At 72.7% G+C, this 26,341-nt stretch carries 27 protein-coding genes and 1 pseudogene; 12 read left to right on the forward strand and 16 right to left on the reverse strand.

Annotated elements, in window-relative coordinates; genetic code table 11:
- Positions 1-7: 7 nt before the first annotated feature.
- Together BJ981_RS16630 and BJ981_RS16635 are read right to left on the reverse strand one after the other, a co-directional pair.
- On the reverse strand, positions 8-928 hold the full coding sequence (locus tag BJ981_RS16630; protein WP_239139720.1) for an ABC transporter ATP-binding protein: 921 nt from the start codon (positions 926-928) through the stop codon (positions 8-10).
- Complete coding sequence (locus tag BJ981_RS16635; protein WP_184612245.1) at positions 925-1,344, reverse strand: GntR family transcriptional regulator; 420 nt, start codon at positions 1,342-1,344, stop codon at positions 925-927. The genes BJ981_RS16630 and BJ981_RS16635 overlap by 4 nt, the downstream gene beginning before the upstream one ends.
- A gap of 422 nt (positions 1,345-1,766) precedes the next feature.
- Between BJ981_RS16635 and BJ981_RS16640 the strand changes: the two genes are divergently transcribed.
- Positions 1,767-2,336, forward strand: coding sequence for a class I SAM-dependent methyltransferase (locus tag BJ981_RS16640; protein WP_204070696.1), 570 nt, complete (start codon positions 1,767-1,769; stop codon positions 2,334-2,336).
- Here the strand turns inward: BJ981_RS16640 and BJ981_RS16645 are convergent, their stop codons facing one another.
- From BJ981_RS16645 to BJ981_RS16655, 4 genes and pseudogenes are all read right to left on the reverse strand, one after another.
- Entirely contained in the window at positions 2,337-2,639 is a 303-nt protein-coding gene (locus BJ981_RS16645; protein ID WP_239139728.1) for a hypothetical protein, read from the reverse strand.
- Between the two features lie 49 nt (positions 2,640-2,688).
- Positions 2,689-2,769: pseudogene (locus tag BJ981_RS39215) on the reverse strand (DUF4184 family protein); the annotation flags it as partial.
- A 102-nt stretch (positions 2,770-2,871) separates the two neighbouring features.
- Positions 2,872-3,873: a M48 family metallopeptidase gene (locus BJ981_RS16650; RefSeq protein ID WP_184612248.1), complete on the reverse strand. Its 1,002-nt coding sequence runs from the start codon at positions 3,871-3,873 to the stop codon at positions 2,872-2,874.
- Between the two features lie 106 nt (positions 3,874-3,979).
- Positions 3,980-4,837: an SDR family NAD(P)-dependent oxidoreductase gene (locus BJ981_RS16655; RefSeq protein ID WP_184612249.1), complete on the reverse strand. Its 858-nt coding sequence runs from the start codon at positions 4,835-4,837 to the stop codon at positions 3,980-3,982.
- 84 nt (positions 4,838-4,921) lie between these two features.
- On the opposite strand from BJ981_RS16655, the gene BJ981_RS16660 reads away from it, so the two are divergent.
- The gene (locus BJ981_RS16660; RefSeq protein WP_204070697.1) at positions 4,922-5,485 is read left to right on the forward strand and encodes a TetR family transcriptional regulator; all 564 of its coding nucleotides are present in this window, start codon (positions 4,922-4,924) and stop codon (positions 5,483-5,485) included.
- A 22-nt stretch (positions 5,486-5,507) separates the two neighbouring features.
- Here the strand turns inward: BJ981_RS16660 and BJ981_RS16665 are convergent, their stop codons facing one another.
- On the reverse strand, positions 5,508-6,746 hold the full coding sequence (locus tag BJ981_RS16665) for an FAD-dependent oxidoreductase (protein WP_184612250.1): 1,239 nt from the start codon (positions 6,744-6,746) through the stop codon (positions 5,508-5,510).
- A gap of 312 nt (positions 6,747-7,058) precedes the next feature.
- On the opposite strand from BJ981_RS16665, the gene BJ981_RS16670 reads away from it, so the two are divergent.
- Together BJ981_RS16670 and BJ981_RS16675 are read left to right on the forward strand one after the other, a co-directional pair.
- A complete protein-coding gene (locus tag BJ981_RS16670) occupies positions 7,059-7,502 on the forward strand; it encodes a helix-turn-helix domain-containing protein (RefSeq protein WP_239139721.1) in 444 nt (147 codons plus the stop codon).
- 20 nt (positions 7,503-7,522) lie between these two features.
- The gene (locus BJ981_RS16675; protein ID WP_184612251.1) at positions 7,523-8,089 is read left to right on the forward strand and encodes a PIN domain-containing protein; all 567 of its coding nucleotides are present in this window, start codon (positions 7,523-7,525) and stop codon (positions 8,087-8,089) included.
- Between the two features lie 23 nt (positions 8,090-8,112).
- Here the strand turns inward: BJ981_RS16675 and BJ981_RS16680 are convergent, their stop codons facing one another.
- The 4 genes from BJ981_RS16680 to BJ981_RS38210 all read right to left on the reverse strand — a co-directional run bounded on the left by BJ981_RS16680 (position 8,113) and on the right by BJ981_RS38210 (position 13,760).
- Positions 8,113-9,243, reverse strand: coding sequence for an alanine racemase (locus tag BJ981_RS16680; protein WP_184612252.1), 1,131 nt, complete (start codon positions 9,241-9,243; stop codon positions 8,113-8,115).
- A 109-nt stretch (positions 9,244-9,352) separates the two neighbouring features.
- Positions 9,353-11,041, reverse strand: a complete 1,689-nt coding sequence (locus BJ981_RS16685) for an IucA/IucC family protein (RefSeq protein WP_184612253.1) — start codon at positions 11,039-11,041, stop codon at positions 9,353-9,355.
- Positions 11,038-12,618 carry an IucA/IucC family protein gene (locus tag BJ981_RS38205; protein WP_239139722.1) on the reverse strand — a complete coding sequence of 527 codons (1,581 nt, stop codon included), beginning with the start codon at positions 12,616-12,618 and terminating at the stop codon, positions 11,038-11,040. Before BJ981_RS38205 ends, BJ981_RS16685 begins: the two co-directional genes overlap by 4 nt.
- Positions 12,615-13,760 carry an ATP-grasp domain-containing protein gene (locus BJ981_RS38210; protein WP_239139723.1) on the reverse strand — a complete coding sequence of 382 codons (1,146 nt, stop codon included), beginning with the start codon at positions 13,758-13,760 and terminating at the stop codon, positions 12,615-12,617. Before BJ981_RS38210 ends, BJ981_RS38205 begins: the two co-directional genes overlap by 4 nt.
- A gap of 195 nt (positions 13,761-13,955) precedes the next feature.
- Here BJ981_RS38210 and nudC point away from each other — a divergent pair, with 195 nt between their 5' ends.
- Entirely contained in the window at positions 13,956-14,930 is a 975-nt protein-coding gene (gene nudC / locus BJ981_RS16695; RefSeq protein ID WP_239139727.1) for an NAD(+) diphosphatase, read from the forward strand.
- 81 nt (positions 14,931-15,011) lie between these two features.
- Here the strand turns inward: nudC and BJ981_RS16700 are convergent, their stop codons facing one another.
- Together BJ981_RS16700 and BJ981_RS16705 are read right to left on the reverse strand one after the other, a co-directional pair.
- Positions 15,012-15,257, reverse strand: a complete 246-nt coding sequence (locus BJ981_RS16700) for a mycoredoxin (protein ID WP_184612255.1) — start codon at positions 15,255-15,257, stop codon at positions 15,012-15,014.
- A gap of 137 nt (positions 15,258-15,394) precedes the next feature.
- Complete coding sequence (locus tag BJ981_RS16705) at positions 15,395-16,456, reverse strand: alpha/beta hydrolase (RefSeq protein ID WP_239139724.1); 1,062 nt, start codon at positions 16,454-16,456, stop codon at positions 15,395-15,397.
- Positions 16,457-16,626: 170 nt separating this feature from the next.
- Here BJ981_RS16705 and BJ981_RS16710 point away from each other — a divergent pair, with 170 nt between their 5' ends.
- The 5 genes from BJ981_RS16710 to BJ981_RS16730 all read left to right on the forward strand — a co-directional run bounded on the left by BJ981_RS16710 (position 16,627) and on the right by BJ981_RS16730 (position 20,651).
- Positions 16,627-18,687 (forward strand): ATP-dependent DNA helicase UvrD2, encoded by a 2,061-nt coding sequence (locus BJ981_RS16710; RefSeq protein WP_184612256.1) that lies wholly within the window; start codon positions 16,627-16,629, stop codon positions 18,685-18,687.
- Positions 18,684-19,556, forward strand: a complete 873-nt coding sequence (locus tag BJ981_RS16715) for an acyl-CoA thioesterase (protein ID WP_184612257.1) — start codon at positions 18,684-18,686, stop codon at positions 19,554-19,556. Before BJ981_RS16710 ends, BJ981_RS16715 begins: the two co-directional genes overlap by 4 nt.
- Positions 19,557-19,607: 51 nt before the next feature.
- A complete protein-coding gene (locus BJ981_RS16720; protein ID WP_184612258.1) occupies positions 19,608-20,015 on the forward strand; it encodes a hypothetical protein in 408 nt (135 codons plus the stop codon).
- A gap of 120 nt (positions 20,016-20,135) precedes the next feature.
- Positions 20,136-20,405 carry a WhiB family transcriptional regulator gene (locus tag BJ981_RS16725; protein ID WP_184612259.1) on the forward strand — a complete coding sequence of 90 codons (270 nt, stop codon included), beginning with the start codon at positions 20,136-20,138 and terminating at the stop codon, positions 20,403-20,405.
- Between the two features lie 105 nt (positions 20,406-20,510).
- Complete coding sequence (locus tag BJ981_RS16730) at positions 20,511-20,651, forward strand: hypothetical protein (RefSeq protein WP_184616457.1); 141 nt, start codon at positions 20,511-20,513, stop codon at positions 20,649-20,651.
- Between the two features lie 551 nt (positions 20,652-21,202).
- Here the strand turns inward: BJ981_RS16730 and BJ981_RS16735 are convergent.
- Together BJ981_RS16735 and BJ981_RS16740 are read right to left on the reverse strand one after the other, a co-directional pair.
- Positions 21,203-22,546 carry an ABC1 kinase family protein gene (locus BJ981_RS16735; RefSeq protein ID WP_184612260.1) on the reverse strand — a complete coding sequence of 448 codons (1,344 nt, stop codon included), beginning with the start codon at positions 22,544-22,546 and terminating at the stop codon, positions 21,203-21,205.
- Entirely contained in the window at positions 22,543-23,772 is a 1,230-nt protein-coding gene (locus BJ981_RS16740) for a ThiF family adenylyltransferase (RefSeq protein ID WP_239139725.1), read from the reverse strand. Before BJ981_RS16740 ends, BJ981_RS16735 begins: the two co-directional genes overlap by 4 nt.
- Before the next feature lie 345 nt (positions 23,773-24,117).
- Here BJ981_RS16740 and BJ981_RS16745 point away from each other — a divergent pair, with 345 nt between their 5' ends.
- Both BJ981_RS16745 and BJ981_RS16750 read left to right on the forward strand, forming a co-directional pair.
- Positions 24,118-24,633 carry a M48 metallopeptidase family protein gene (locus tag BJ981_RS16745; protein WP_184612261.1) on the forward strand — a complete coding sequence of 172 codons (516 nt, stop codon included), beginning with the start codon at positions 24,118-24,120 and terminating at the stop codon, positions 24,631-24,633.
- Complete coding sequence (locus tag BJ981_RS16750; protein ID WP_184612262.1) at positions 24,627-25,223, forward strand: glycosyltransferase family protein; 597 nt, start codon at positions 24,627-24,629, stop codon at positions 25,221-25,223. Before BJ981_RS16745 ends, BJ981_RS16750 begins: the two co-directional genes overlap by 7 nt.
- Here BJ981_RS16750 and BJ981_RS16755 read toward each other — a convergent pair.
- Positions 25,215-26,228, reverse strand: a complete 1,014-nt coding sequence (locus tag BJ981_RS16755) for an endonuclease/exonuclease/phosphatase family protein (protein ID WP_239139726.1) — start codon at positions 26,226-26,228, stop codon at positions 25,215-25,217. The genes BJ981_RS16750 and BJ981_RS16755 overlap by 9 nt on opposite strands.
- Positions 26,229-26,341 lie beyond the last annotated feature (113 nt).

A 26,341-nucleotide genomic window follows, 5' to 3' on the forward strand; every position in this document is an offset into this window, starting at 1 on the left:
CGTCCTTTCACTCGGCGGGTACGGCCGACAGGTCGCGGGGGGCGCCCGCGCGCGGGTCGCGCAGATAGGTGACGATCAGGTCGTTCAGCCCGATCGCGTGCGAACTCCAGCGTGGGTCGATCGGCGGCGCCGGGTCGCGCACGAGCAGGCTCGCCTGCCGCCCCGACATGGTCCGCGCGACGACCGGCAGACGCGCGGCGATCTCGTCGGCCGCCTCGGCGGGCCCGGTCAGCAGGCGGTGCGACGCCACGAGGTCGTCGAGGTCGCCGCTCACCTGGACCCGGCCCCGGTTGAGCATGACCAGCCAGTCACAGGTGCCTTCGAGGTCGGAGACGACGTGGGAGGAGAACAGGACGGTGGTGCCGTGTTCGGCGACCGCCGCCATGAGACCCCGGGTCACGTCGTGCCGCGCCAGTGGGTCGAGGTCGGCGAGCGGCTCGTCGAGCACGAGCAGGTCCGGCCGCTTGGCCAGAGCGATCGTCAGGGCGACCTGCGTCCGCTGCCCGCCGGAGAGCGCGCCGACCTTGCGTCGCAGGGGAATGTCGAGGTCGGCGAGCCGTCGCCGGGCCATGGCGTCGTCCCATCCGGGGTTGAGGGTGCGGCCGAACCGCAGGGTCTCGGCGACGCTGAAGCCGTTGTACAGCGGTTTGTCCTGCGCCACGAAGGCCACCCGGTCGCGGCCGGTCGCGGCGCCGAAGACCCGCACCTCTCCCTCGGTGGGCGCGAGAAGGCCGACGATCATGTGGATCAGCGTGGTCTTGCCCGCGCCGTTCGGACCGACCAGCGCGACCACCCGGCCCGCAGGGATCGAGAGCGAGCAGTCCCGCAGCGCCCACACCCCTCTGTACCGTTTCCCCAGCCCGGACGCCCGCAACACCGCCCCGCCGTCCGTGACGGCGCTCTGCGCCGCCACGCTGTTCGCCGTCACGCGATCTCGTCCTTCCTGGTCGCAGGCGCCTGTTCGTCGTCGCGGAACGCCTCGCCGACCGCCGAGGCGATCAGGGCCTGCACGTCCTCCTGGTCCAGGCCGGCCTCCCGTGCCGCGCGTACCCAGCGGAGCAGGTCGCGGCGAAGCCTGGCGTGTTCGGCCAGGGACGCGCCGCCCAGGGCGCGCTCGACGAACGTGCCCTGCCCAGGGCGCGCGATCACGAGCCCCTCGCGCTCCAGTTCCCGGTACGCCTTGAGCGCCGTGTTCGGGTTGATCGCGAGCTTCTCCACGACCTCCTTGGCCGTGGGCAGCCGGTCACCGGGGACGAGGATCCCGAGCCGCAGGGCGTGTTTCACCTGGTGAACAAGCTGCAGGTACGTGGCCACACCCGAGCCACGGTCCAAGTGAAACTCCATCGCGCTCCACTCTTCCACTAATGAGTTAGTGGAATGATGGTGGGCCGTCGCCGCCACGTCAAGGCGAATATCGAGGCCGCGCCCTACGAGCCGGGCGACGGCGGCCGCCACGGCTTTGCGCCTCCGGCGGAACCGCTATGGGCGAAACGCATGGCCTGGACCGACCGCTCCGATGCTCAATGAGGCTGCGGTGTGCCGCCGAGAGGACGGCGTCGGACCGCGTGGAGATGACGCTGATCCGCGAGCGAAAGGGACAGGCCATGGCGGCGACACCCGCGTATGACGAGATCGCGGACTGGTACGAAAAGGTCTTCCTCGGCGGACAGGCTGACGGACCCGGCCGAGCGGATCACCCCGGGGCCGGCGGATCGGGGCGTGCCGGAGCCAGGAAGGCAGGCGGGGACGCGCTGGGGCTGGACCGCGTGCTCCGAGATCTCCTGGGGCCGGGTGCGGGCGTCTGCCTGGAGGTCGGCTGCGGGACCGGCGTTCACGCGCGCACGGTGCGTGAGCTGGGGTGGACTCCCTTCGGGATCGATCTGTCCTCCGGCATGCTGCGGTACGCGCGAGGCCGCTTACCGGTGGCCCGAGCGGACGCCGAGCGCCTGCCGATCCGGGACGACGCGCTTCCGGCCGTCGTCGCGATGATGGTCCACACCGACATGCCGGGGTACGCGACCGTGCTGCGGGAAGTGGCCCGGGTGCTGCGCCCCGGCGGCGTGTTCGTCCACGTGGGCGTTCACCCTTGTTTCTGCGGCGGTTTCGCCGACCGCACCGACCCCGCCGCGGTCGTGATCCGCCCCGGCTACACCGACAGCCACTGGACGAAGACCTCGTGGACCGACCAAGGCGTACGGAACAGGGTCGGCGCCATGCACCGCCCACTCCCCGAGCTGCTGCACATGTTCCTCGACGCCGGCCTGCCCCTCGAACGCTTCACCGAAACGGGCGCCCCCACCCCGACCGTGCTGGCCCTCCGGGCCCGCAAGCCCTGATCACCGCCCCCGCCACACATGCCAGACGACGACATAGCAGGCCACCACGGCCCCCGCTCCGGCCACGCCCCCTATGGTCACGGCCCTGACCAGGTCGTACGCCCCGACCGTCGCGGCATCGCCGCCTCCGGACACGACCGCCCCCACGGCCATCGCGACCGTGCTCGTCGCCACGACCAGCCTCCGCACCTTGGAAGGGACACCTGGCCACCGTCCCGGTCGCGGCGGCGTGCGCCGGTACCACGCGGCGAACCACCGGCCGAGGACGGCGAGCCCGCCGAGCGAGCCGACATACATGATCACGTTGAGCCGGGACGGGCAGCGGCAGGTAGTACGGAAGATCGGGCGCCATGGCCCCGACGGTCAGCGCGGGCGGCGGCAGCCACCGTCGCAGCGGCAGGATCGCGGAGACATGACTCACGGTGAAGGGCACGCCCTCTTAGATCTTCGCCAGGGCCGGCGGGTTCACCTCGTCCTCGCCGCCGGGACCTGTGTCACAGGACTTCGCGGCGACGGCGGGCGGCCCGGGTGGTCGTCACCAGATCAGGCCGAAGGAGCGCATCGCGCGGGCGTAGTGCGGGGACAGTTCGTCGTCGATGGCGTCGGAGGCGGCCTCGGTGAGCATCGAGGAAGGACCTCCGGTGGCCGGTGTGCCGGGAGCGTCCTCGGCGACCAGCGGCGACCGGCGGATCTCCGCGACGCTCGCCCCGCGCAGCGCCGCCGCCTGAAGCGGCGCCACGAAGCGCCTCCCCTCCACCAGCCCGTCCAACCACGCGACCTCCGCCGCCGTGGCAACCGACTCCATGGCCTCCGTCCGTGTGATGACCGAATCCGTGAGGACCGGAGCCGCGACGAGTCCGCGCAGGGCGCGCTCCAGCAGGAGGACGGGCCAGCCCAGCAGCCTTCCGAGGATCTGGCCGAGCGTTCCCGCGGCCTCGTACCCGCCGCGTGGGGCGGCCGCGCCGAGCACCGTCGCCATGTACATGTGCGTCTCGCCGCGACGGGTCAGCGGCTTGCCGCTCATCAGCGACTCGCGCCACCGGGCCAGCGTCCACAGTGCCCCGCTCACCAGCAGGTCGTCCCTCTCCGTTTCCACGTACGTCCGCGCCAGCAGCGTCACGCGGTGCCGTGCCGACAGCACCAGCCACAGCGGCAGCCCGACGACCAGCGCGGGCCTGCGCCGCCACCCCACCCGCGCGTACAGGCAGCCGACGGCGAGGTCGCTGACGGCGACGACCAGGGGCGGCGCCGTTCCGACGGCTCCGGCCACCCGCCGCGCCAGCCCGTACAACGCGGGCGCGGCGGACGGCTCGACCACCTCCACGTCGCCTGGGAGCCGGCGCGGCCGGGGGAAGAGCAGCGCACCGATGGCGACGAGCAGTCCGCCCGCCGCCCAGGCCGGCGCGAAGCCGGGGCTCCTGGCGATGATCCATCCGCCCGTCACGAGCAGCGTCACCGTGAACGCGTGCACCAGAACCGCGAGAACGAGCGCGGCCCCTGCCTTCAGCACCTTCACCGGGGCGATCCTCTCCGTCACCGCAAAGGTAGAGGTCGCTCGTCCAGGTTGCATAGGTGCGCCTGCCCCGCTTCGGTCGCTTCGCCGGTACCGCGGGCGGATCCCCGCGCCACCGAGTCCCCAAGGGTCAGACGACCGCGCCGGACAGGCGCTCGCACAGGGCCCAGACCGCGTCCTGGCCGTGCGGGTCGAGCGCGCCGGCGGGCCAGGCCGTGCGGCGGCATTTCATGCTGAAGTAGGCGCCGTTCACGCCGTCCACCTCTGTGCTGGAGGCCAGGTACACGCTGGAGCGCGCGGGCTTGGTCAGATCGCCGAACAGCCGTGGCGCGGCGACCCGGAGCAGCGGCACCAGCGGCCGGTAGGCGTAGGGGAAGCCGGTCATCGTCATCGCCTGGTTCATCGGCGTGTGGCCGTGTCCGGGGTAGGCGACGTTGACCGTGACGCCGCCGCCGGCCACCTGCTCGGCGAAGCGCAGGCTCATCGCCATCAGCATGGTCTTGGTGTGGTTGTACTGGCTGAAGGTCCAGCCCAGGTACCGCCGCTCCGCCTGCAGGTTGTCCGGCTCGATCGGCCCGCCGGGGATGCCTCCGGTGATGTTCACCACCCGGCCGCCGAGCACGGGCAGCAGCAGGCGGGTGAGCGTGAACGGCGCCAGCACGTGGGCGGCGAACGTGACCTCCACGCCGTCCGCGGTGAGCGTACGTCGTGGCGGGCTCGCCCCGACGTTGTTGACCAGCACGTCCAGGCGGTCGCAGCGGCTCGCGACCCACGCGGCCACCCTGGCCGTCTCCTCCAGGCGGGTCACGTCCGCGGCGATGGCCTCCACCTGGCCGCCGCCCGCCCCGAGCTCCTCGGCGGCCTGCCGTGCCCGTGCCGGATCGCGGCCGACGAGGAGCACCCGGGCGCCGCGCGCGGCCAGCCCGCGCGCCGTCTCCTTGCCGATTCCCCCGGTGCTACCGGTGACCAGAACGGTCCTGCCCCGCATGTGAGCCTCCGTCACTCGAAGAGAGAGCGTTGCATCAAATATGACACCAAGTGCCATCCTAGGCAATCGGTGTAGCATTACGCCATGGAGGGCTTGCGGGATCGCACCAGGCGCGCCGTGCGCGCCGAAATCGCCGGACGCGCGCTGCGGCTCTTCGCCGAGCGTGGCTTCGACGCGACGACGGTCGACGACATCGCCCGCGCGGCGGGCATGTCCAAACGCAGTTTCTTCCGCTACTTCCCGACCAAGGAGGACGCGGTCTTCGGCGAACTGGAGGCGATGGGCGAGCAGGTCGCCGAGGAGATCGCCACGCGTCCTCCCGAGGAGGGGCCGTGGGAGTGCCTGCACGCGGTGCTGCGCGGCTGGGAGGCGCGGATCACCGCGCAGGTGGAGGGGATGCGGCTCATCGAGTCCACCCCCGCGCTGCGGGCCAGGCTGCTCCACAAGCGTGACGAGGCCCGTGCCCGCATCATCGGGGCGCTTGCCGAGCGCGGGATACCCCCGCTGGAGGCCGACCTCGCCGCGGCGGCGGCGGGGTCGGCCCTGGACGTGGTGGCGCGCGAGTGGATCCGCGCCGACGGCACCACCGACCGCCTGGCCCTGGTGGACCGGGTCTTCGCCATGCTCCGCCCGGCCTTCCTGAGCTGAGCCCCGGCCGGCGGGCCGGTGTCTACGGGGTTCTGCGGGCGAAGGCGGGGGCGTGCTCGGGGCGGGGGCCGAAACCGACGAAGCGCGCGGGGATCGTGCGGAGCCGGGGGAACGTCCGGCTGAGGAGCAGGAGAGCCTTGGGCGGTCCCGAGCGCCTGCCCGTGAACTGGGCCCCGAACATGAAGCGCTGGAGCAGCCGCTGGCCGTTCTGGACGATGACGGTGGGCCGCCACCTGCGCGCCTGCACGGACGCCAGGTCGGCGACGGTGACGGCGTGCCGCCGCAGGGGCCCGGCCAGGATGGTCGCGGCGGCCACCGCGTCCTGGATGGCCAGGTTGATGCCGACCCCGCCCGCGGGGGACATGGCGTGCGCGGCGTCGCCGATGAGCAGCAGCCCGTCGAGGTGCCAGCGCCTGAGCCGGTTGAGCTTGACGTCGAGCACGAAGACGTCGTCCATGCTCTTCAGCTCGTCCACCCGGTCGGCGAAGTCGGGGCGCAGGCGCGCGACGCGCTCCCGGAACCGTTCGATGCCCTCGGCGCGCAGCCGCGGGTCGGAGCCTTTGGCGGTGAAGTACGCCACCTGGAGGTAACCCTCGCGGGCCAGCGCGATCAGGGCCTCCGTGCCCCGGGCGACCGGTGTGATGGCGGCGGGCCCGTCCCCGTCCTGAGCCGAGCGGGGCAGGCGGAACCACCAGACGTCGAACGGCACGGGGAACTCCTGCGGCACCAGGCCCGCGTCCGCGCGCAGGGTGGAGTGCCTGCCGTCGCACCCGACCGTCAGCTCGGCGCGGATCTCGCCCTCGCCGCCGTCCGCCGTGCGGTACCTGACCCCGACGACCTTCCCGCCCTCTCTGACCAGCGCGGTCGCCTCGGTGTTCATGCGCAGCGAGAACCCGGGCTCCTTGCCCGCGGCCTCGGCGAGGAAGGACAGCAGGTCCCACTGGGGCACCATCGCGATGTAGTTGTACGGCGGCGGCAGCGCTCCGAAGTCGCTCAGGGGGACCTGGCTGCCGTCCGGCGCGGGCAGCGACAGCGATCCGAGATGGCTCTGCGGCAGGGCGCGGAAGCCTTCGCCCAGCCCCAGCTCGTCCAGCAGCCGGATGGTGGCCGGGTGGACGGTGTCTCCGCGGAAGTCACGCAGGAAATCGCCGTGCTTCTCCAGAACGGTGACCGTCACTCCCGCCCGCGCCAGCAGCAGCCCGAGCATCATGCCGGCCGGCCCGCCGCCGCACACCAGAACGCCGGTGCTCTCCACGGTCATGGTGGATCCTCCCTGTGCGAAACGTGCGTGATCTGTCGTCCTTAATTCATCACTAGTTGAATCTCTACGACAGACCATACCCCGCGAGACCGCCCGGAGCGCGGAAGAAAGGGGGAAAGGCCGGATCAATACGATGGATCGGATCCCGGCCGCCCTAGAGGTTGCTGCACCGCCAACATGGAAGGCCTACCCGACCTCCTCCGCTGGACCCCTGCGGAAAGGTGACCGCTGGTCGGTCGCGCCGGTGCTTAAATGCCGGTGCGTGGGTTACAGTTATTTCAGATACTGGTGTCGGAGGTGGTCATGGCTCGCATGAGTGTTCTGGGCAACGCCGCTCGTATCGAGGCAGGCAGCGCCGATCGTGAGCTGCTGGCTCGTGTGGAGGCCACTGCCGCCACTCGGCCGGTCCAGCTGGTGCTCCGTGGGCCAGAGGGTGCCGACATCGTGCTCCCCGAGGCGCTGGTGCGCCTGGTGACGGCCGCGGCTCACGATCTGGCCCAAGGTAACGACGTCTTCGCCCTCGCGGTCGAGACATGTCTGACCCCCAACGAGGCCGCCCGGCTGCTGGGGCTGTCGCGCCCCTTCGTGAGCCGGTTGCTCGACGAGGGCGAGATACCGTCGCGGCACCTGCCCGGCAGCAGCCATCGCGTGGTCCGGCTGGCGGATGTCCTGGACTTCCAGGTCCGCCGCGAGCGGCGCGCCGAGGGCCGCCGCAGGATCATGGAAGCCGCCGAGGAGGCGGACCTTCCTTACTGACATCCAAGGGGCATTGGCCGATGGCGCGAGTCTTCGTCGACACCAATGTCCTGTTCCCGTTCTCGCTGATGGATCTGATGCTCACCCTCACCGAGGACGCGGTGCACACCATGGTGTGGAGCGATCGGCTGCTGGACGAGTGGGAGCGGGTCATCGTCCGCGAGCGGCGCCGCACCGCACCGGTGGCGGCGCGCATCAGCGCGGTGATCCGGGAGTTCTTCGCCGACACCCGGGTGCCCGAGGAGGACTACAAGTACCTGATCGACTGGATGCAGGGCCCCGACCCCGATGATCGCCACCATATGGCGGCCGCCGTCGCCGGTGGCGCGGAAACCCTGATCACCTGGAACCTGGCCGACTTTCCGGCCTCCGCGCTGAGGCCCTACCGGCTCACGGTCACCGGCCCTGACGATTACCTCTGTTCACTGCTGACCCAGCACCCCGCCGAGGTCATGGCCGTCCTCGCCCGGATGTCCGCGAGAAAACGGCGCCCGCCGATGGCCGTTCCAGAGATCGTCGATGCGCTGGACGGCGCCGGCGTCTCCGTCTTCGCCGCCCGGGTACGCGCGCGCATGGCCCTGCGATGAGCCGGGCCCTGGGTGGGTCGGGTTCATGTCACGTAGTGGAAACCCGGTTTGGGGTGCATGAGGAAGTCGTGGTGGGAGATGGTCCAGGCGTAGGCGCCGGCCATGGCGAAGGCGATGATGTCGCCGGTGTTGAGGGAGGTGACGACGCGGCGGGCGAAGACGTCCTTGGGGGTGCAGAGCTGGCCGGCGAGGGTGACCGGTTCGTCGGTTACGCCGGTGCCGGGGCGGCCGGTGGGCAGGACGGCGAAGGGATGGTCGTGGCCCTTGGCGACGGGAGTGCGCAGGTGGTGGGTGCCGCCGGTGAGGACGGCGAAGACCTCGCCGTGGACGCGCTTCACGTCGAGCACCCGGGCGAGGTACCACCCGCAGTAGGCGGTCAGCGCCCGGCCGGGCTCGATGCGCAGCGTCTCGCCGGGGGCGCGCAGGGCGGTGAGGCCGAGGCCGTACCGCTGCCAGTCGAACAGCTCGCCGGGAGCCGCGTAGGACACGGCCATGCCGCCGCCGAGGTTGATCTCGGTCGCCTCCAGCCCGCGGCCGAAGGCGAGGACGGCCTCCGCCAGGCCGAGCAGCGCGGGAGCGTCCAGCCCGCTGGCCAGGTGGGCGTGAATGCCGCGCAGCCGCACGCGGTTCCGGCCGCCGGCGGGTCGCAGGGACTCCACGCCTGCGAGCCGTAGGCATTCCAGCACGCCGGCGGGGTCCATGCCGAACGGGGTGGCGCCGCCGCCCATGGTCAGGGCCGCGCCGCCGACCGGTACGTCGAGGTTGACGCGCAGCAGGGCGTCCGCCGGGACTTCCCTGTCGATGAGGCGGCGCAGTTCGCCCGGGCTCTCGACGTGCAGGCGGTGGACGTCCAGGGCGAGTTCGGCGTCGGTCTTGCCGGGGCCGCCGAGGGCGAGGCGCGCGTCCGGGAGGACGGAGCGCACGTGCGTGACCTCGCCGATGGACGACACCTCGAAGCCGTCCGCGTACGGGGCCAGGACGTGCAGCAGCGCCGGGTCGGGGTTGGCCTTGACCGCGTAGTACAGCTCGATGCCGGGCAGCGCCCGCCGTACGGTCGCGGCGTGGGAGTCCAGCGCGGCGAGGTCGTAGACGTAGGCGGGCAGCGCGTCCGCCAGCCGCAGAGCCCGCTCGCGGACGCTCTCAGGGACGATCATGCGCCCTCTCTCCGTCGGCGGTCCGCCGCCCTGGCGCGATCCATGATGATCACGCGGCAGCCGTGGGCGCGTGTCGTGTCCGGCGGTGGTGTGCCTTGGCGTGGGACGGTCACGCGGGTACCCCCGCGAAGGGGTTGGCGATGGGGACGTATCCGGCGTCGCGGTCGGCGGAGCGGGCCCAGCGGGCGGTGAGGTTGGCCTTGGCGGGCAGCGGGGCGCCGGCCAGCAGGTCCGACAGGGATGACGGGCGTCCGTGCTCCGCGGAGTGGCGGGCCAGCCGGGAGCGGGCCTGCGCCCACAGTTCCCGCAGCAGTTCGTCGGCGACCATGGGGACCTCCGTCCGTGCCGCCGTGACGGCGACCGTGGCCGCGATCTCGGGGAGATGGTTCACCATGAGGCAGTAGACCACGCGGTTCCAGCCGCGCGTGGCGTCATAGCAGGCGGCCCGCGCGGCCGGAGCGGGCAGGCCGGAGACGTCGTGGCGTCCGGTGACCAGCTTCGTCCCCTCCAGATCACGAAATATGGCCTCAACCGGCATGCCCTTGGGGGAGATCCCCACGAGGACGTTCTGAAGGTGGGGCTCCAGCACGACCCCGTGCCGGAAATAGGCGTCGAGAACGGGCACCGCCACCCGTTCGACGTAATCCCCCCACCACCCGGCCGGATCCCGGCTCATGGCCTCCGCCACCCGCCCGACCCCGTCGCCCCCCTCGGGGGAGGCGCCGTAGCCGGGGATGGCGAGCGCTCCGGCCAGGACGGGCGTCACGCCGGGCCCGGTGACCTCCCAGGGGCCACGGCGGACGATCACCCCCAGCCCTTCGAGCAGGCGCGTCCCGAGCGCCGCGGACCGGTAGCCGGGCTCGGCCAGCCACCGCGTGCCCGGGAAGCGCAGGGCGAGGTCGCCGAAGACGGGTTCCAGGCGCCGGGTCAGCTCGGCGGCGGCGACCAGCTCGTACCAGGCGTTCTTCCGCACGCAGTTGGTGATCCGCACATCGAGGCTGAACTTCAGACATATGCCGATACGAGGCTCGTACACCGTCCGCACCGACGAGGTGGGGACCGCCCGTCCCGGCGCCTCCCCGAGGTCCACGAGCCGCCCGTCCGCCAGGGCGTCCGCCGTCCGCGCGCCGAGCAGGCCGAGCTGCCACGGGTGCGCGGGCAGGAGCACGTACCCGTCCGGCGCCTCGCCCAGCGCGTCCAGGATGCCCGGCTCGCCACCGGACGCCACCACGTCCTCCCGCACCCCGAGCAGCCGCAGCGGGAACGCCGCGTGCGCCTCGGGCGCGTACCGCTCCCACCCCGCGCCCTCCCGCGCCTTGGGCGACGGGTGGAACGGGTGCCCGAAGACCAGGGCCTGCTCCGACGCCAGCCACGCGTCGCGCGGCGGCGCGGCCGCCCGCCGCGCCCGCACCAGCGCCGCGATGACGTCCCTGCTCCCGGCCACCTGCCCGGCGAACTCGTCGTTGACCACGGACTCCGCGCCGAGCTCGGCCTCGACGAGCCGGACCAGCCGGTCGAGGGACAACGGATGCCAGGCCCCCTGGTCGAGGCGCTCGGCGGGCCCGTCGAAGCGCAGCGCGGGCCCGCCGGAGGTGGGGACGCGGAGCAGGTGCCCGGCCAGGCGCAGCGTGAGGTACGGCCCCGCCGCCCACACCTGGCCGCGCGGCCCCGCGACCTCGCGCAGGCAGCACCGCAGCAGCGCGGCGACCGAGGCACGCTCGGCCACCTCGCCGGGGTCGGCGGACGCTCCGTCGTCCGCGGCGCGCCCGGCGGGGGAGTCCAGCGTGGCGCGGTTCATGAGGTCGCCTTTCCGCGGTGGTGGCGCAGGTAGTTCGGGCCGCTCGTCCCGTAGTGCTTGTTGACGTCGGCGGCGACGCGGCCCCGGTCGGCGAGCGTCCCCGCGGTGACCATCGACTTGCCGACCAGCCGCGCCGCGTCGAGCGTGCGGGCCCGCAGCAGCCGGGCCATCGGATGGCCGCCGTGCTCGGCGAGGGCCTTGTCCAGCGCCTCGGCGACGAGCCCGCCGTGCCCGGCCCCGAACGCGACCGCCGCCGCGGCCAGGTGCAGGGTGATCGTCACGAACACGTCGGCGAGGGCGTGCGGGTCGTCGGTGAGCATGCGCCGGTCGGCGAATTCGGGGACGGCGAGCCCCGCCGCGCGCAGCCGGGCCGGCGAGGCGAGCATCCCGTCGTTGTCCTTGACCAGCAGCCGCGCCGGCCCGTCCTGGCCGAACACCAGCGCGAGGTTCTGCTGGTGGGCCTCCAGGGCGACCCCGTAGGTGACGAAGAGCCGCACGTTCCATGTGAACAGCACGCGCAGGTAGTCGGCCAGCACCCCGGCCGCGTCCCCGCCGGCGTGCCGGGCGGCCAGGTCGTCCAGCACCCGGGGCGCGCGGCCGGGGGAGGGGGAGAGCAGGGCCGCGACCGGGACGATCTCACCCTCCGGGAGGCGGCGGGCCATCCACCCGAGGTACTCGTGCCCGGCGTGGGCGTAGGTCTGCTCGTCGGCGAGCAGCACGTCCAGGCCGGGCTCCCTGTCCACGATCTCGCGCAGCAGCAGCTCGGCCCGCGCGCCGTCGCCGAGCGTGGCGGGCTTGATGGACCGCCGGTTGCGCGCGCCCAGCGTGCTGACGGGCAGGGGGAGCTTCAGGTGCGTGCGCGGCCCGGCCGCGACGGTGCGCATGGAGAGGGTGGGCCGGACGGTGCGGTACGGCTCGTCGAGCACGCGCACGCCCGGGATGTCGCGCACCACGGGAACGGTCAGCGGGTGGACGGGGAACAGGGTGTGCCCGGGAGAGGGGTCCCGCGGCCACCAGCCGGGCGGGTCGCCGGCCCGCGTCGTGTCCGCGACCGGTACCCGCGCCCAGCGGAGCCGGAACTCCGGCGCGAACTCGGGCGCGTAGGCGACGGTGTCCGCCTCCGACAGCCCCGGCCGCGCCCGCGAGGTGGGGTGGACGGGGTGCTCGGCGAAGGCGGCCAGCGACTCGTACACGACGCCGTGGCCGCCCCGGCCGTCCCGCGCGCGGTGCGCGGCGGCGATGCGGGCGACGACCTCGGCGCGGCGGGACTCGAACCACCGGCGGCCCAGCACGCCCGCCCGGCACTCCTCGGCGAAGGCGGCGACCCCTTCGGCGTCCCGGGGCCCGGCGAGCGCGGCGAGCGAGTCCAGGACCTCGGCGAGCGTCAGCGACTCCTCCGGCGCGCAGACGAAGTCCTGGAACAGGGACCCCGGCACGAGACGCACCACGCGGCCCGTGGGGAGGACGAGCCTGACGCCGTCCTTGTCGTGGGTCATCCGGGCGGCCAGCCCGCCGTAGTCCTCGCGCAGCAACGCGTCGAGGACGCGGGCCGCGACGTGGCGCTCGGCGCCGCTCACCCGATCACCCACGAGTGGCGGGCGCGAAAGCCGTCGATCGCCCGGGACACCGCGGCCTCGTCCGGTCCGACGGCCCTGACGATGCCCAGGTAGTCGCGGTTGGTGTGGGTGAGCTCGACCTGGTCGCCCGCCTCGCGCAGGGCGCGGTGCCGCAGCCGGACGTCCCCGGCGTTCTCGGCCACGTCCCCGGGCCCCTCCTTGATCGTCCCGGTGGCGTCGGCGACGAGGCTCACCGCCGCGCCGTGCCCGGTGACGTCCGGCGGCGTCATGACCGGCTCGCCGAGGTGGACGCGCAGGATCCACTCGAACAGCGGCACGCCGAGCAGCTCCGCGAGCAGGAAGTCGCAGGTGTCGCCGATCACCCGGTAGTTGACCTCGACGACACGCGGCCCCGCGTCCGTCACGACGTACTCGGCGTGGCAGGCGCCGAGACCGACCCCGATCGCGGCCAGCGCCCGCAGGACGTGCGCGTCGGCGGCGGGATCCCAGTCCAGCCGCTCTTCGACGAAGTGCGGCAGCGGGCCGAGCGTCGTGCGGAACCCGCCGAGCACGCGCAGGTCGCGGCCGTCGCCCAGGGTCTCCAGCGTGCGCAGCGGGCCCTCCAGGTACTCCTCGGCGACGAGCGTGGCCTCCGGCCTGCGGGCGCCGATGTCCGCGACGGCCCTGGCCAGCTCGCCGGGGTCCCGGACGAGCACGACGTCCTCGCTGGCCACCCCCTCGCGCGGCTTGACGACGACCGGGTACGGCAGGCCGGCGGGCGGCGGGTCGCCGGGCGGGATGCGCACGGAGCGGACCGACTCGACGCCGGCGAGGGCGAGGGCGCGCCGGGTCAGGGCCTTGTTCTTGGCGGTCAGGCAGGCGCGCCAGTCCTTGGCGGGCAGGCCGAAGTACTCGGCGGCGAGCGCGGTCTCGGGCTGGATGTGGTCGGAGTTGGAGAAGATCGCGTCCGGGCGGTGGTGGCGGGCGATCGTGTCGATCACCGCGCGGGCGTCGCGGACGTCGGTGCGGAGGGTCTCCGCGCCGGGGTAGCGTTCGGGCTGGTCGGTGAGGATCGTCACCGCGCATCCGAGCGCGCGGGCGGCGGGCAGGAAGCCGCGGGTGACCGAGTCGGTCGGATTGAGCGTGGTCAGATAGAGCCGCACGCGGGCACCCCCGAGATGGAATCAGGTAAGGCTTACCTAACCCAGCCGATCTTAGTCGCCCCGGGACCGGCCGCGCTGCCTGACATGCTAATCACCGGCGATGCCCGTATTGCCCGGCATGCCAGGCGTATTACGGCCTGTTCCGGCGGGCGTCATAGGATGGGCAATCCGCTGGGAGGAGGCGACGTGAGAGAGATCTCGCAGGGGGAGGGCCTGCTCGGGCCGCTGCTTCTCGCACGGGGAGGCGTCGACAGGTCGGCCGTCCACCGGAGCGACGAGGCGTGGCTGGGCGCCGCCTGGTCCGACCCCGCCACCCGCGTCCTGCTCGTCCACGACGGCAACACGATGGTCCGCCGGCACAACGGCACCGCCGAGCTCGTCCTCGTCTCGCCGCACGAGGCACCCGACGGCGAGCGCTACCTGCTCGGCGTGGACCCCGACGGCGTCGCCTACTTCGCCGTCGCCACCACGGTGCCGCTGCCCGCCCCGGTCCCGCTGCCCAAGGGGGCGGAGGTCGCCGAGGCCGTCCAGGACACCCCGGACTGGGCCGACGTCGCCGCCGAGGGCCTGCGCAAGGCGGGCGCCGTGCTCGGCGACCGCGACGCCGGGCTGCTGGTCAACGCCGTCGCCCTGGAGGCGTGGCACGCCACTCATGAGCACTGCCCGAGGTGCGGCGCCGCCACCACCGTGGTCGCCGGCGGCCACATGCGCGTCTGCCCGAAGGACGGCAGCCAGCACTTCCCGCGCGTCGACCCCGCCGTCATCATGCTCGTGCACGACGGCGGCGACCGCTGCCTGCTCGCCCGCGGCCCGCAGTGGCCGGAGGGGCGCTTCTCGGTGCTGGCCGGCTTCGTCGAGCCGGGCGAGTCCCTGGAGCAGGCCGTCGCCCGCGAGGTGCTGGAGGAGGTCGGCGTCACGGTCAGAACGCCCCGCTACATGGGCAGCCAGCCGTGGCCGTTCCCGCGCAGCCTGATGCTCGGCTTCTTCGCCGAGGCCGCCTCCACCGAGATCACCCCGGACCGCGACGAGATCGCCGAGGCGATGTGGCTGACGCGGTCCGAACTCGGCGCGGCGGTGGAGAACGGCGAGCTGCGCCTGCCGCCGGGCGTCTCGATCGCCCGCCACCTCATCGAGGCCTGGTACGGCGCCCCGCTGTCCGGCGACTGGTGACCTCCCGGTCCCCGGAAAGGACCGTCATACGAGAACCGGCGGCCGGGGAACGCGTCCCCGGTCCGCCGTCATCGCCGGGCGTCAGGCGCCGGAGCGCGCGAGCAGGCCCTTGAGGTGCATCACCGACGGGTTGGCCAGGGCGGTGCCGTCCTCCAGCACCACGGTGGGAACGAGCTGGTTGCCGCCGTTGACGCTCTCCACGAACTTCGCGGCCGAGGGATCGGCCTCGATGTTGATCTCCTGGTAGGCGATGCCCTCGCGCGTGAGCTGGCTCTTCAGTCGCTTGCACGGTCCGCACCAGCTGGTGGTGTACACCTTAAGCGCCATAGCGTGATTTCCCTTCACGTCCCCAGAGTGGCGTTCGGCCTTACAGCGCAACACGGTGAGCATCGCTCGTGTTCCCCGCTCCGCGCCACACCGCCGCCCGGTCCTCTCCGCACGGCGTTACCTCCGGCCCGGCCTCTCTAGTGCAGGACGGGCGTGCGCACGGTGATCCGGTGCGAGGACGGCGCCTCACGGGCGTCCGTACGGGCCGTCCGGGCGTTCCGTGACGTCCGGGACGGGCGCGAGGCCCCCTGCCCCGAGGCTGAGGTGGCCAGACGGCCCGCGATCCACTCCTGGACGTACTCGGCCACGCCCGGCTCCCGGTACAACGGGCTGCTGTGGTACCAGCCCGGCTGCACGCGGATCTCCATGGGCACCCCCACCTGCGCGAGCTCCTCCTTGAGAAGCTCGCTCTGGTAGGCGGGCACGAACTCGTCGGCCGAGTGCACGCTGAGCACGGGCGCGTCGTGCGCGCTCGCGTGCCAGGGGACCTCCATGCTCGACCAGACCTGCGCGCAGCGTCCGGTCGGACGGCACCCGCCCGCCAGCGCGATCGCGGACCTGCGCAGCTTGCGCTGGTCGTAGTCGGCCCCCTCGTCCCCGTCGGAGTACGCCGTCAGCGGCGAGACCACCGGCGAGATGCCCACCACCCCGCGCAGCCCCGGCACGCCGTCCCGGTAGGTGCCGACCGCGGTCGCGAGGTGGCCGCCGGCCGAGAAGCCGAGCAGGACGTAGCGGTCGGGGTCGAAGGAGAAGAAGTCGGCGTGCTTGCGGGCCAGCGCGATGGCCGCCAGCGTGTCGGTGCGCTGCGCCGGCCAGGCGGCCTCCGTCGAGAGCCGGTAGTTGAGGTTGAAGACGGTGTAGCCGAGCGCGGCGTACGAGCGGCTGACGGCCGTCATGTACTTCTTGTCGCCGCTGCTCCACCAGCCGCCGTGCAGGATGAACACCGCGGGCCTGCGCGCGGCGCCCGGCTCCCACCACACGTCCATGCGCTGGCTCGCCTTGCGGCCGTAGGAGTAGGTGCGCTTGATCGTGGACGCCAGCGGGTCGGGCGTCGCGGGAGGGCTCGCCGTGGAGTTGACCGTCGGCGTCGGGGAAGGCGTGGCCGACGGCGTCGGCGCCGCGGACGCGGTGGTCGCGACGGCGGGGACGAGGAGGACGGCGGCCAGAGCGAGCGCGCCCACCGTCACCGTACTTCTCACAGGCTCAATCCCTTCCCCGAGATCATGGCCCCATTGTGGGGCACAGTGGCCGGGTTGCGCACGTTCTGCGCCCCCGCCCGCGCCTACCCCGTGGGTGGGGAGACGCACGCGGCGCGCTGCTGGAAGGATGATGCCAGCACCCTGTCCGCACCGCACGCCAGGAGGTCCCCTTGGAGCGCGAGGACGTCCTCGCCGGGCTCGACCCGGAACAACGCCAGGTGGCCGAGGCCGTCCGGGGCCCGGTGTGCGTGCTCGCGGGCGCGGGCACCGGCAAGACCCGCGCGATCACCCACCGCGTGGCGCACGCCGTCGCGACCGGCGTGGTGGACGCGCGCAGCGTGCTCGCCGTCACCTTCACCACCCGCGCGGCGGGCGAGCTGAAACAGCGCCTGCGCTCCCTCGGCGTCCACGGCGTGCAGGCCCGCACATTCCACGCCGCCGCGCTGCGCCAGCTCACCTACTTCTGGCCGCGCGTCATCGGCGGCGACCCGCCCCGCGTGATCGAGTCCAAGCTCCCCCTGCTCGCCGAGGCGGCCCGCGAGCTGCGGCGCGGCTCCGACCGCGGCGAGCTGCGCGACATCGCGGCCGAGGTCGAGTGGGCCAAGGTCACTCAGATCGCCCCCGAGGACTACCCCGTCTTCGCCGCCAAGGCCGGCCGCACGCCGCCCGTCCCCCCCGACGAGGTGGCCCGGCTCTACGAGGCGTACGAGTCGCTGCGCCGCGCGCGCCACCTGGTCGACTTCGAGACCATCCTGGAGCTGACCGCCGCGGTGATGACCGAGCACGCCGAGGTGGCGAACCAGATCCGCGCCCAGTACCGCTACTTCGTCGTGGACGAGTACCAGGACGTCAACCCGCTGCAGAAGCTCCTGCTCGACACCTGGCTCGGCGGGCGCGACGACGTGTGCGTGGTCGGCGACCCGAACCAGACGATCTACTCCTTCAGCGGCGCCACCGCGCGCTACCTCACCAACTTCCCCGTCGAGCACCCCTCGGCCGCGGTCATCAGGCTCGTCCGCGACTACCGCTCGACGCCGCAGGTCGTCGGCCTCGCCAACGGCGTGCTCGCCAAGGCCCGCACCCCCCACCGCATGGAGCTGGTCGCCCAGCGCCCGGACGGGCCGAAGCCCGTCTTCGCCGAGTGCGACGACGAGCAGGCCGAGGCCGCGCTGGTCGCCCGGCGGGCCAGGGACCTGATCGCCCAGGGGGTTCCCGCCCGCGAGATCGCCGTGCTGTTCCGGATCAACGCCCAGTCCGAGGCGTACGAGCGGGCGTTCGCCGACGCGGGCGTGCCGTACCTGCTGCGCGGCGCCGAGAGGTTCTTCGAGCGGCCCGAGGTGCGCCAGGCGGTCGTGCTGCTGCGCGGCGCCGCGCGCTCGGCCGGCGGGGACGAGCCGCTCGCCCGCGCCGTCCACGACATCCTCTCCGGCCTCGGCCTCACCCCCGAGCCGCCCGGCGGGGGCACCGCGCGGGAGAAGTGGGAGTCGCTCAAGGCGCTGGCCGACCTGGCGGAGGACGTCGCGGCCGAGGGCGGCGACCTGCGGCGCTTCGTCGACGAACTGGAGCGCCGGGCCACCGAGCAGCACGCCCCGCCCGTCGAGGGCGTCACGCTGGCGTCCCTGCACGCCGCCAAGGGCCTCGAGTGGGACGCGGTCTTCCTCGCCGGCCTCGTCGACGGCACCCTGCCGATCGTCTACGCCGAGACGCCCGAGCAGCTCGAGGAGGAACGCCGCCTGCTGTACGTGGGCGTCACCCGGGCGCGCGTGCACCTGCACCTGTCGTGGGCGCTCGCCCGGTCGCCGGGCGGCCGCAAGGGGCGCAAACCGTCCCGCTTCCTGGACGGCCTGACCGGGACGGCCCCCGCGCGCCCGGCGGCCTCCCCGCGCGAGCGGCGCGCGGGCGTCGCCCGGATCCCCGCGCCGATGCACTGCCGTGTCTGCGCCAAGACCCTGACCTCCGCGACCGAGCAGAAGCTGGGCCGCTGCGCGTCCTGTCCCGCCGAGTACGACCAGGAACTGCTCGAACGCCTCAAGGCCTGGCGTTCCGCAGTGGCGAAAGCAGCGAAGATGCCGTCATATGTCGTATTCACCGACGTTACGCTGCAAGCTATGGCCGAGCGGGTGCCCACCACCGAGGAGGACCTGCTCGCCATCGCCGGCATCGGCCGCGTCAAGGTGGAGCGGTACGGGGAAGCGGTGCTGGACATCTGCCGCGGAGGGGAAGTCACGTGAACGAGACGCTCAAGGAGGTGCTCGACCTGCTCGACCTGGAGCAGCTCGAGCGGGACATCTTCCGGGGCCGCAGCCCGGAGGAACGCATCCAGAGGGTCTTCGGCGGGCAGGTCGCCGCCCAGGCGCTGGTCGCGGCGGGCCGCACGGTGCCCGCCGAGCGTTCCGTGCACTCCTTGCACGCCTACTTCATCCGGCCCGGCGACCCGGCCGTGCCCATCGTGTACAACGTGGAGCGCGTGCGCGACGGACGGTCGTTCACGACGCGGCGGGTGGTCGCGATCCAGCACGGCAAGGCCATCTTCACGATGTCCGCTTCCTTCCACATCGCCGAGGACGGCGTCGCCCACCAGGCCGCCGTCATGCCGGAGGTCCCGGACCCCGAGACGCTGCCGCACTTCCAGGACCGCATGCGCGACCTGGTCGGCGACACCCATCCCTGGCGCGACTGGCTGGCGCGGCCGCGCCCGGTCGACGCCCGGTACGTCACGCCGCTCACCTGGGAGGCGGTCGGCGACCCGTCCCTGCGGGGCTCGCAGACCCAGGTGTGGTTCCGCTACGACGCCGACCTGCCGGACGACCCTCTGCTGCACGTCGTGCTGGCGGCCTACGCCTCCGACTACACCCTGGTCGACACCGTCCTGCTCGCCCACGGACTGGCGTGGGGCGCCTCGAACGTCAGCGGCGCCTCCCTGGACCACGCCATGTGGTTCCACCGCCCGCTCCGCGTGGACGACTGGGTGTTGTACGACCAGGAGTCGCCGTGGTCGGGCGGCGCCCGCGGACTCGCCCGGGGACAGATGTTCACGCCCTCGGGAGAGCTCGCGGTCTCGGTCGTCCAAGAGTGCATGATCCGTGTATCGAATCCGTGAAATCGCAGGTAGAAAATATGTTGCCCGGTTCCGTGATCCACGTTTAGAGTCATGCACAAGCCGATCGGACGATCCGTGTCGGCCGCCGTCAAAACACTCGATTGGGAGGTGACCCCAGTGAAGCTGATCTCGATGCCGACGTCCGCCTTGCCGCGGGCCGCTTCCCTGCATGTCGACGCGTGGGCTCCTGCCACGCGGGCCGGCCGTTCCGCCGCTCCCATCGCGCCTGAGGTGTTCATCCTCGAAGCGCTTCCCGTGGCGAAACTCCGGCAGGAGAAGTCTGCCCGCGTCCAGGCCGAGCAGGGCATGGGCGCCTTCGCCTACCGCCGTATCGCCGCCACGGTTGCCGATCTCCCGGCCATTTCCGGTCGTGAGGCCGGCGACCCGCAGACCACGAGCCCCGCCAATGGTGGGGAGCAGGGTCCGCCATCCTGGAGGCCACAGCCGGTCACTACCTGACCGGCTGAGAAGCCCTCCAGGCCGCGGATCCACACCCAGGATCCGCGGCCTTCTTGTTTTTCCGCCGCCGATCACCGCCGATGAGGTAACCGACAAACATCCAGCAGAAAGGTGACGCAGATGGCGGTAACGACGACCATGGACCTGGTCGACGAAGCCGATATCCCGTGTCGTACCGACCCCGACCTGTGGTTCGCCGAGTCCCCTGAGGACGTCGAGTTCGCCAAGGCCCTCTGTGGAGGGTGCCCCATCCGGAAGCCCTGCCTCGACCGCGCGCTGGAGCGCGAGGAGCCGTGGGGAGTCTGGGGCGGCGAGCTGGTTCTCCGTGGAACCGTCGTCCCGAGGAAGAGGCCCCGGGGTCGCCCGCGTAAGACTCCGGTCGCTGCCTGAGCAACCGATAGATCCGTAGACCGCTGAACTTCTCCGAAAGGAACCGGACTGATGAACTCCACCCGAGCTTGGGGCGCCGAGATGCCGTATATGTATGAAGAACTGGTGTTTGACCGAATACGGACGCTGCACCAGGAGGCGGAGTCGCAACGGCTCGTCAGCCACGTACAGCGCCTGCGCAAGGCCCGCCGCAGGGTCGAGCGCGCGTCCACGCGGCTCCACCAGGTCCTCGCCCGTTTGGCGTGACGCCCCGGCGGGGCGACACGGCGGAAAGGACGCCACCGTCTCCCCCCGGCCGCACGCCGGTCATCTTCCAGGCCTGTAACTGCAGTGATCACATTCGAAGGGGCGATCCGAATCTCCGGGTCGCCCCTTCGGCGTCGCGCGTGCCATTCACCGCGCGCCGTCAACGTGGCCGGACCTTCTTCGAAGAAGATCCCGAAGTCCCGGCCGTCGTAGCCCACCCTGCCGTCCGGAGCGACCCGGAACCTCGAGGTCGTGCTCTTGCCCGTGATGAGAAGGGTGCGTGCGCCGGGCGTCACCGTCTGGGTCGTCGCCGAGGTCCGGGACGGGAGGCCGATCCGAGGCGGGGAGGGACGCGGCCACGCGTGCTCCTGGCGTGCGCCCGAAACCTCCGCGAGCCCCTGTGACAGAGCCTCAGCCGTAACGCCGAGAACCCTTAAGTCACCCAAAGGTGCGCCGACCCACCCCGGTCTTGCCTCTCCACAATGTGGGCGGATTCCGAAGGCGGTGGCGGTGCGGTTAAGGGTGGATGGGTAGTCGGGCAGGTGGCCGGGTCAGGAGGCGGCGATCGCCGTGGGGGTGTCGCCGGGGTTCTCGTCGGCGAAGCCGGGGACCCAGCGGACCATCTCGTCGCGGAATCGGGCCGTCGTGCCGAGCTGGCACAGCACGCCGATGCCCGCCGCGTGCACCCGGTGGATCAGCACGTAGGACGGCGGGAGGTTGAGCTGGCGCACGACGTTGTTCGGCCGCAGGTCGGTCACCGCGGCCATCTGCCGCTGTAGCCACTCCCTGCTGAAGGTGAACTCGTCGACCCGCGTCGGCTCGACATAGGGGGCGAGGAACCCCCGCAGGGCCTCCTCGTCCACCTTGATGTGCGGGCGGATGAACCCCTCGTCCCTCAGGCCCTGGACCACGCTCTTCATGTCGCCGCTGATGAAGATGCGGGTGATCGTGCCGAAGACCTCGGGGTAGCCGTCGGGCAGGCGGTTCACGGCGCCGAAGTCCAGCACGCCGAGCCGGCCGTCGGGCAGGACGCGGAAGTTGCCCGGGTGAGGATCGGCGTGCAGCATGCCCGCGCGGGCGGGGGAGCTGAACAGGAAGCGCACGAACAGCAGACCCGAGCGGTCGCGCTGCTCCTTGGTGCCTCCAGAGATGATCTTCGAGAGCGGGGTGCCGTCCATCCACTCGGAGACCAGGATCTGCTCGTTGGCCGCGATGACGTCCGGCACGAAGACGTCGGGGTCGTCGTGGTAGGCGGTGGCGAACCCGTGCTGGGCCTCGGCCTCGCGCAGGTAGTCGAGCTCTTCGGCCAGGCGTTCGCGCAGCTCGCCGAGCACGGCCTTGATGTCGAGACCCGGCAGCAGCGCGCCGAACAGCTTGCCCAGCCGGGCCAGCTGGTTGAAGTCGGACAGCAGCGCCTTGCCCGCCCCCGGGTACTGGATCTTGACGGCCACCTGGCGGCCGTCCTGCCAGACGGCCCGGTGCACCTGTCCGATCGAGGCCGCGGCGGCCGGGGTGTCGTCGAACTCTTTGAAGTACGCGCGCCAGCCGTCGCCGAGCTGCTCGGTGAGCACGGCGTGGACCGCCGAGGCCGGCAGCGGCGGGGCCGCGTCCTGCAGTTTGGTGAGCGTCGCGCGGTAGGGGCCGGCGATCTCGGGCGGCAGCGCCGCCTCGAAGATCGAGAGTGCCTGCCCGAGCTTCATCGCGCCGCCCTTGAGCTCTCCGAGGACCTTGAAGATCTGCTCGGAGGTGCGCTGCTGGATCTCCTGGGCGACGATCTCGGCGCTCTTCCCGCCGATCCGTTTGCCCAGCCCGAGGGCGGTGCGGCCGGCGAACCCCAAAGGGAGCGTCGCCAGCTTGGCGGAACGCGTCACGGCATGTTGGGGGAAGTCACTCACGCGACCATTGTTAGCGCTCCCAGGTCGTTTCGACTACAACGACATTGCGGATGGGGCGTCCAGCTCCGTTTTTTCCAATGCCAATCAGGCAATACGTCGACTGTGCTATTCGTCACATCGGGCTCCGCGCCGTCGACAGAACCCATCACGTAGGCCGCCGCCTGCGCCGCGACCAGCGTTGACAGCACGCTCGCGCAGGCGATCTCACCCGCGGGAAAGCCGCCCAGCCCGGCCCCGATCATGGGCCACGCCGGGTCGCGGTCACGGCGCGCGAGGTCCAGGCAGCGCAGGCACGAGGTGCGCCCGGGCAGCACCAGCGGGCCCACCGAGCCGACCCCCTCACCGGCCGTGACCAGCAGGTGGGGAATGCCGAGCGAGACCAGCTCGCGGGGGAGCAGCTCGTCGAGCGGGCCGACCGGCGCCAGCACCACCAGGTCGGGCCGGCGCGCGCCGTCCGACAACTGCGAGGCCGTGCGGCCGGTCCAGGCGTTGACGCTCGGGGCGACCCGGCGTGCGACCGCCACCGCGGCCTCCTGCCGGGTGAGGCCGACCTCGGCGAACGACAGCCCGCCCGGCACGACGTCCTCCCGCCGCGTCCGCTCGGGGTCGACGACGCACAGATGGCCGACGCCGGACGCGGCGAGCAGGGCGACGACCTGCGCGCCGACGCGGCCCGCGCCGTAGACCCGGATGTGCGCGCGGCGGCGGCGCTCGAGCGCGGCCAGCCCGCCGTCCCCGGCGTCGGCGGGCGACAACGACAACGCGTCCAGGTCGGGGCCGAGCCGGTCGCGCTCGGCGGTGGACATGCCGCGCAAGGGCTCGGGCCGTGTGGCGGCGTCGTCGAGCAGCCCGCGCCCGGCGAGCAGCCGCACCACCGCCCGGACGGTGCCCTCGTCGAGACCGCTGCCCGCGATCAGCTCGTCCAGCGTGCGCGTGCCGTCGAGGCTCTCGACGAACCCGCGCATCCGCGGATCGAGGTCGGCGAGCACGACCGCGCGTATCGGATGGACTCCGAGCTGCAGCGTGCGGTCGTCACGGGGAAAGCGCCGCAGCGCCGGCTTGAGCCGCGGCCGCAGCGGCTCCCAGGCGGGCCGTTGCGAGGCGTCGGGCGGCCCGGACGCGCCGGGCGGGCAGGGGGCGTGCTCGCAGGCGTCCGGCGGGCGGGGAGCCGGGAGCGTACCGGAGGCGTCCGGTGGGCAGGGAGCGTCGGGCGTGTGGGAGGTCATGGCCGGGAGCCTCGCAGATCGGCGCGGAGCCTGGGCTCGATCGTCCACCGCCTGTGGATAACCATGCGGCGAACCGTCGTCCAGAGCCGGATCAACCCGGACGAAGGGCACCCCGTGCTGGGGACGGCTGATCGCCCTTAGCGAACAACGGCGTGGCCCCGCCAAAACGATCTCGTGATGGCGCTTTCCCCCGTGGCCACAGAGGCGGCCGCGCCGGCCGCCGCGCCCCCGGCGTGATGACCGTGTGACCGAGGTGATACCTGAACATTAAGCGAACGCGGATTGACCAGGGAAAACGTGATTCACCCCCTGTGGAATCGCGGCGCTCTCGGCTACCGTGCATATGTGCCCCCCGAGACAGTCGAGGTACGCCGGAGTGCACGCCGACGGCGAACCGTTTCCGCATATCGCGATGGCGACAAGACCGTCGTGCTCCTGCCCGCGGGGCTGAGCAGCACCGACGAGGAGCAATGGGTGCGCCGCATGCTCGACCGGCTCAAGGCCAAGGAGCAGCGCAGGCGCCCCAGCGACGACGACCTGCTCGAACGCGCCCGCGATCTGGCCCTGCGCTACCTGAGCGACAAGGCCTCACCCACCAGCGTGCGCTGGGCCGACAACCAACGGCACCGCTGGGGCTCGTGTACTCCTGATCATGGCACGATCCGCCTCTCGACGCGACTCCGCGGCATGCCGGCCTGGGTCGTCGACTACGTCATCATGCACGAGCTGGCCCATCTGATCGTGCCCAACCACGGCCCGCGCTTCTGGGCGCTGGTGGAGCGCTACCCGAAGGCGGAGCGGGCGCGGGGCTTCCTGGAGGGGTTCTCCATGGCCGCCAACGGCTCGGTGGAGGAGTGTTGAGGCAGGCGGCCGTCCTGGTCACGCCGCGGGCGGGCGCGGGGGCGCCTCCGGGCGTGGACGCGCGCGAGTTCCTGTTCGCCCTGGCCGAGGACACCTACGAGATCGTCGCCGGGCTCGACCTGGTCGAGCCCGTGATCGTCGCCGCCGGCGTCGACGGGCTGGAGGAGATCGCCTGGCCCGGCACCAAGGTGCTGTCCGCGCCCGACGTCGCCGGCGCCTTCGCCGCCCTGGGCGCCTACGGCGAGGAGGCGGTGGTGGTCAGCGCGGACGCGCCCGACCTTCCCCCGCTGCTCATCGGCAAGCTGTTCCGCGAACTCGGCCGCGCCCCGATCGCGGTCTGCCCCGCCGAGGGCGGCGGCGCGGTGGCGATCGCCGCCCGACTGCCGTACCCGGACTGGGCAACGGCCGGGCTCGACGACCCCGACGTCGTCGCGCGCCTGCGCGCCCAGGCACCCGGGCGGCGCATGGTCGCCACCGGCCCCGGCTGGCACCGCCTGCGCGTCCCCGGCGACCTGGCCAGGCTCGACCCCGGCCTCGAAGGCTGGGAGAACACCCGCCTGCTGCTCGGCGCGGGCCGTTACTCAGCCTGAGACGGGCAGCGTCAGCTCGGCCAGCACGGCCCGGTGGTCGGTGCCCGGCACGTCGAACACCCTGTAGGCGCGAAAGCCCACGCGATGGTCGGCGAGCACGTGGTCGATGGTGATCAGCGGCGGCAGGCGCTTGTTGGCCGGCCACGTCGGCGTCAGCCCGCCGCCGGTGGCGTCCCCCGCGTCCCGGTAGCCCCGCGCGACAAGCTTGCGCATCTCGGCGTGGTCCAGGCTCGCGTTGAAGTCGCCCGCGAGGACGCGCAGCGGCCCCGACGTGGGCCCGGACGGCAGGGCGCGCAGCCCCTCGGTCCACTGTGAGACCTGCCGCCCCAGCGGAGGCAGCGTGTGCACGTCCACGATCTCCAGCGACGGCCCGCCGGGCAGGTCCAGCCGCGCCGCGGGCATGTTGTGCCCGATGACCTGGAACAGCCCGTCGAGCCTGCTGATGGGATGGCTGGAGAAGATGCCGCTGCCGGCGGCGCTCCACTCGTCCTCCAGCACCCGGTACGGCATCAGCTCCTTCAGCCCGGCCGCGTCGAGGTCGGCGACCGCGGCGGGCGTGAGCTCCTGGGTGTTCAGCACGTCGGGGCGGTGCCGCCGCACCAGATCGACCACGGTGGCGGCGTCGCCGTGCCCGAAGAACAGGTTCGCCGTCAGCATCGTGAACGGACGTCCCGAGGAGGTGGCGGTCTCCCCGAACGCCCGCGGAAGGACGCTGAGGCCGAGCGCGGCGCTCGCCGCGACCGCGACGGCGGTCACCGCCCTGCGCCGGGACAGCAGCGCCAGCAGGAGCGGCAGCAGCGAGCCCGCCGCCGCGTACGGGGTGGCGGTCATGATCTGCGCCGGGAACGATCCACGCTCCAGGCCCGCCAGCCGCCAGACCGCCCAGGCGGCGAACGGCGTCACCGCCACCCAGGCCAGCGCGCCGGGCGGGCGCCTGCGGAGCCATGGCGTGCGGGACGAGGTGACGATGACGCCGCCCACCGATGTATCGGTCGTGGTGTCCACCAATCCCCCGGAGGTCGTTGCCTGCGCGGGACCCCGGGTGCGGGTCCTCTCCCGCGACCCTATCCAGCCGATGTATGGACCGCGTGAAGACAGCGCCGCGACAGCGACCGGTG

It is taken from the genome of Sphaerisporangium krabiense (genome assembly GCF_014200435.1).
GTDB classification, from domain to species: Bacteria; Actinomycetota; Actinomycetes; order Streptosporangiales; family Streptosporangiaceae; genus Sphaerisporangium; species Sphaerisporangium krabiense.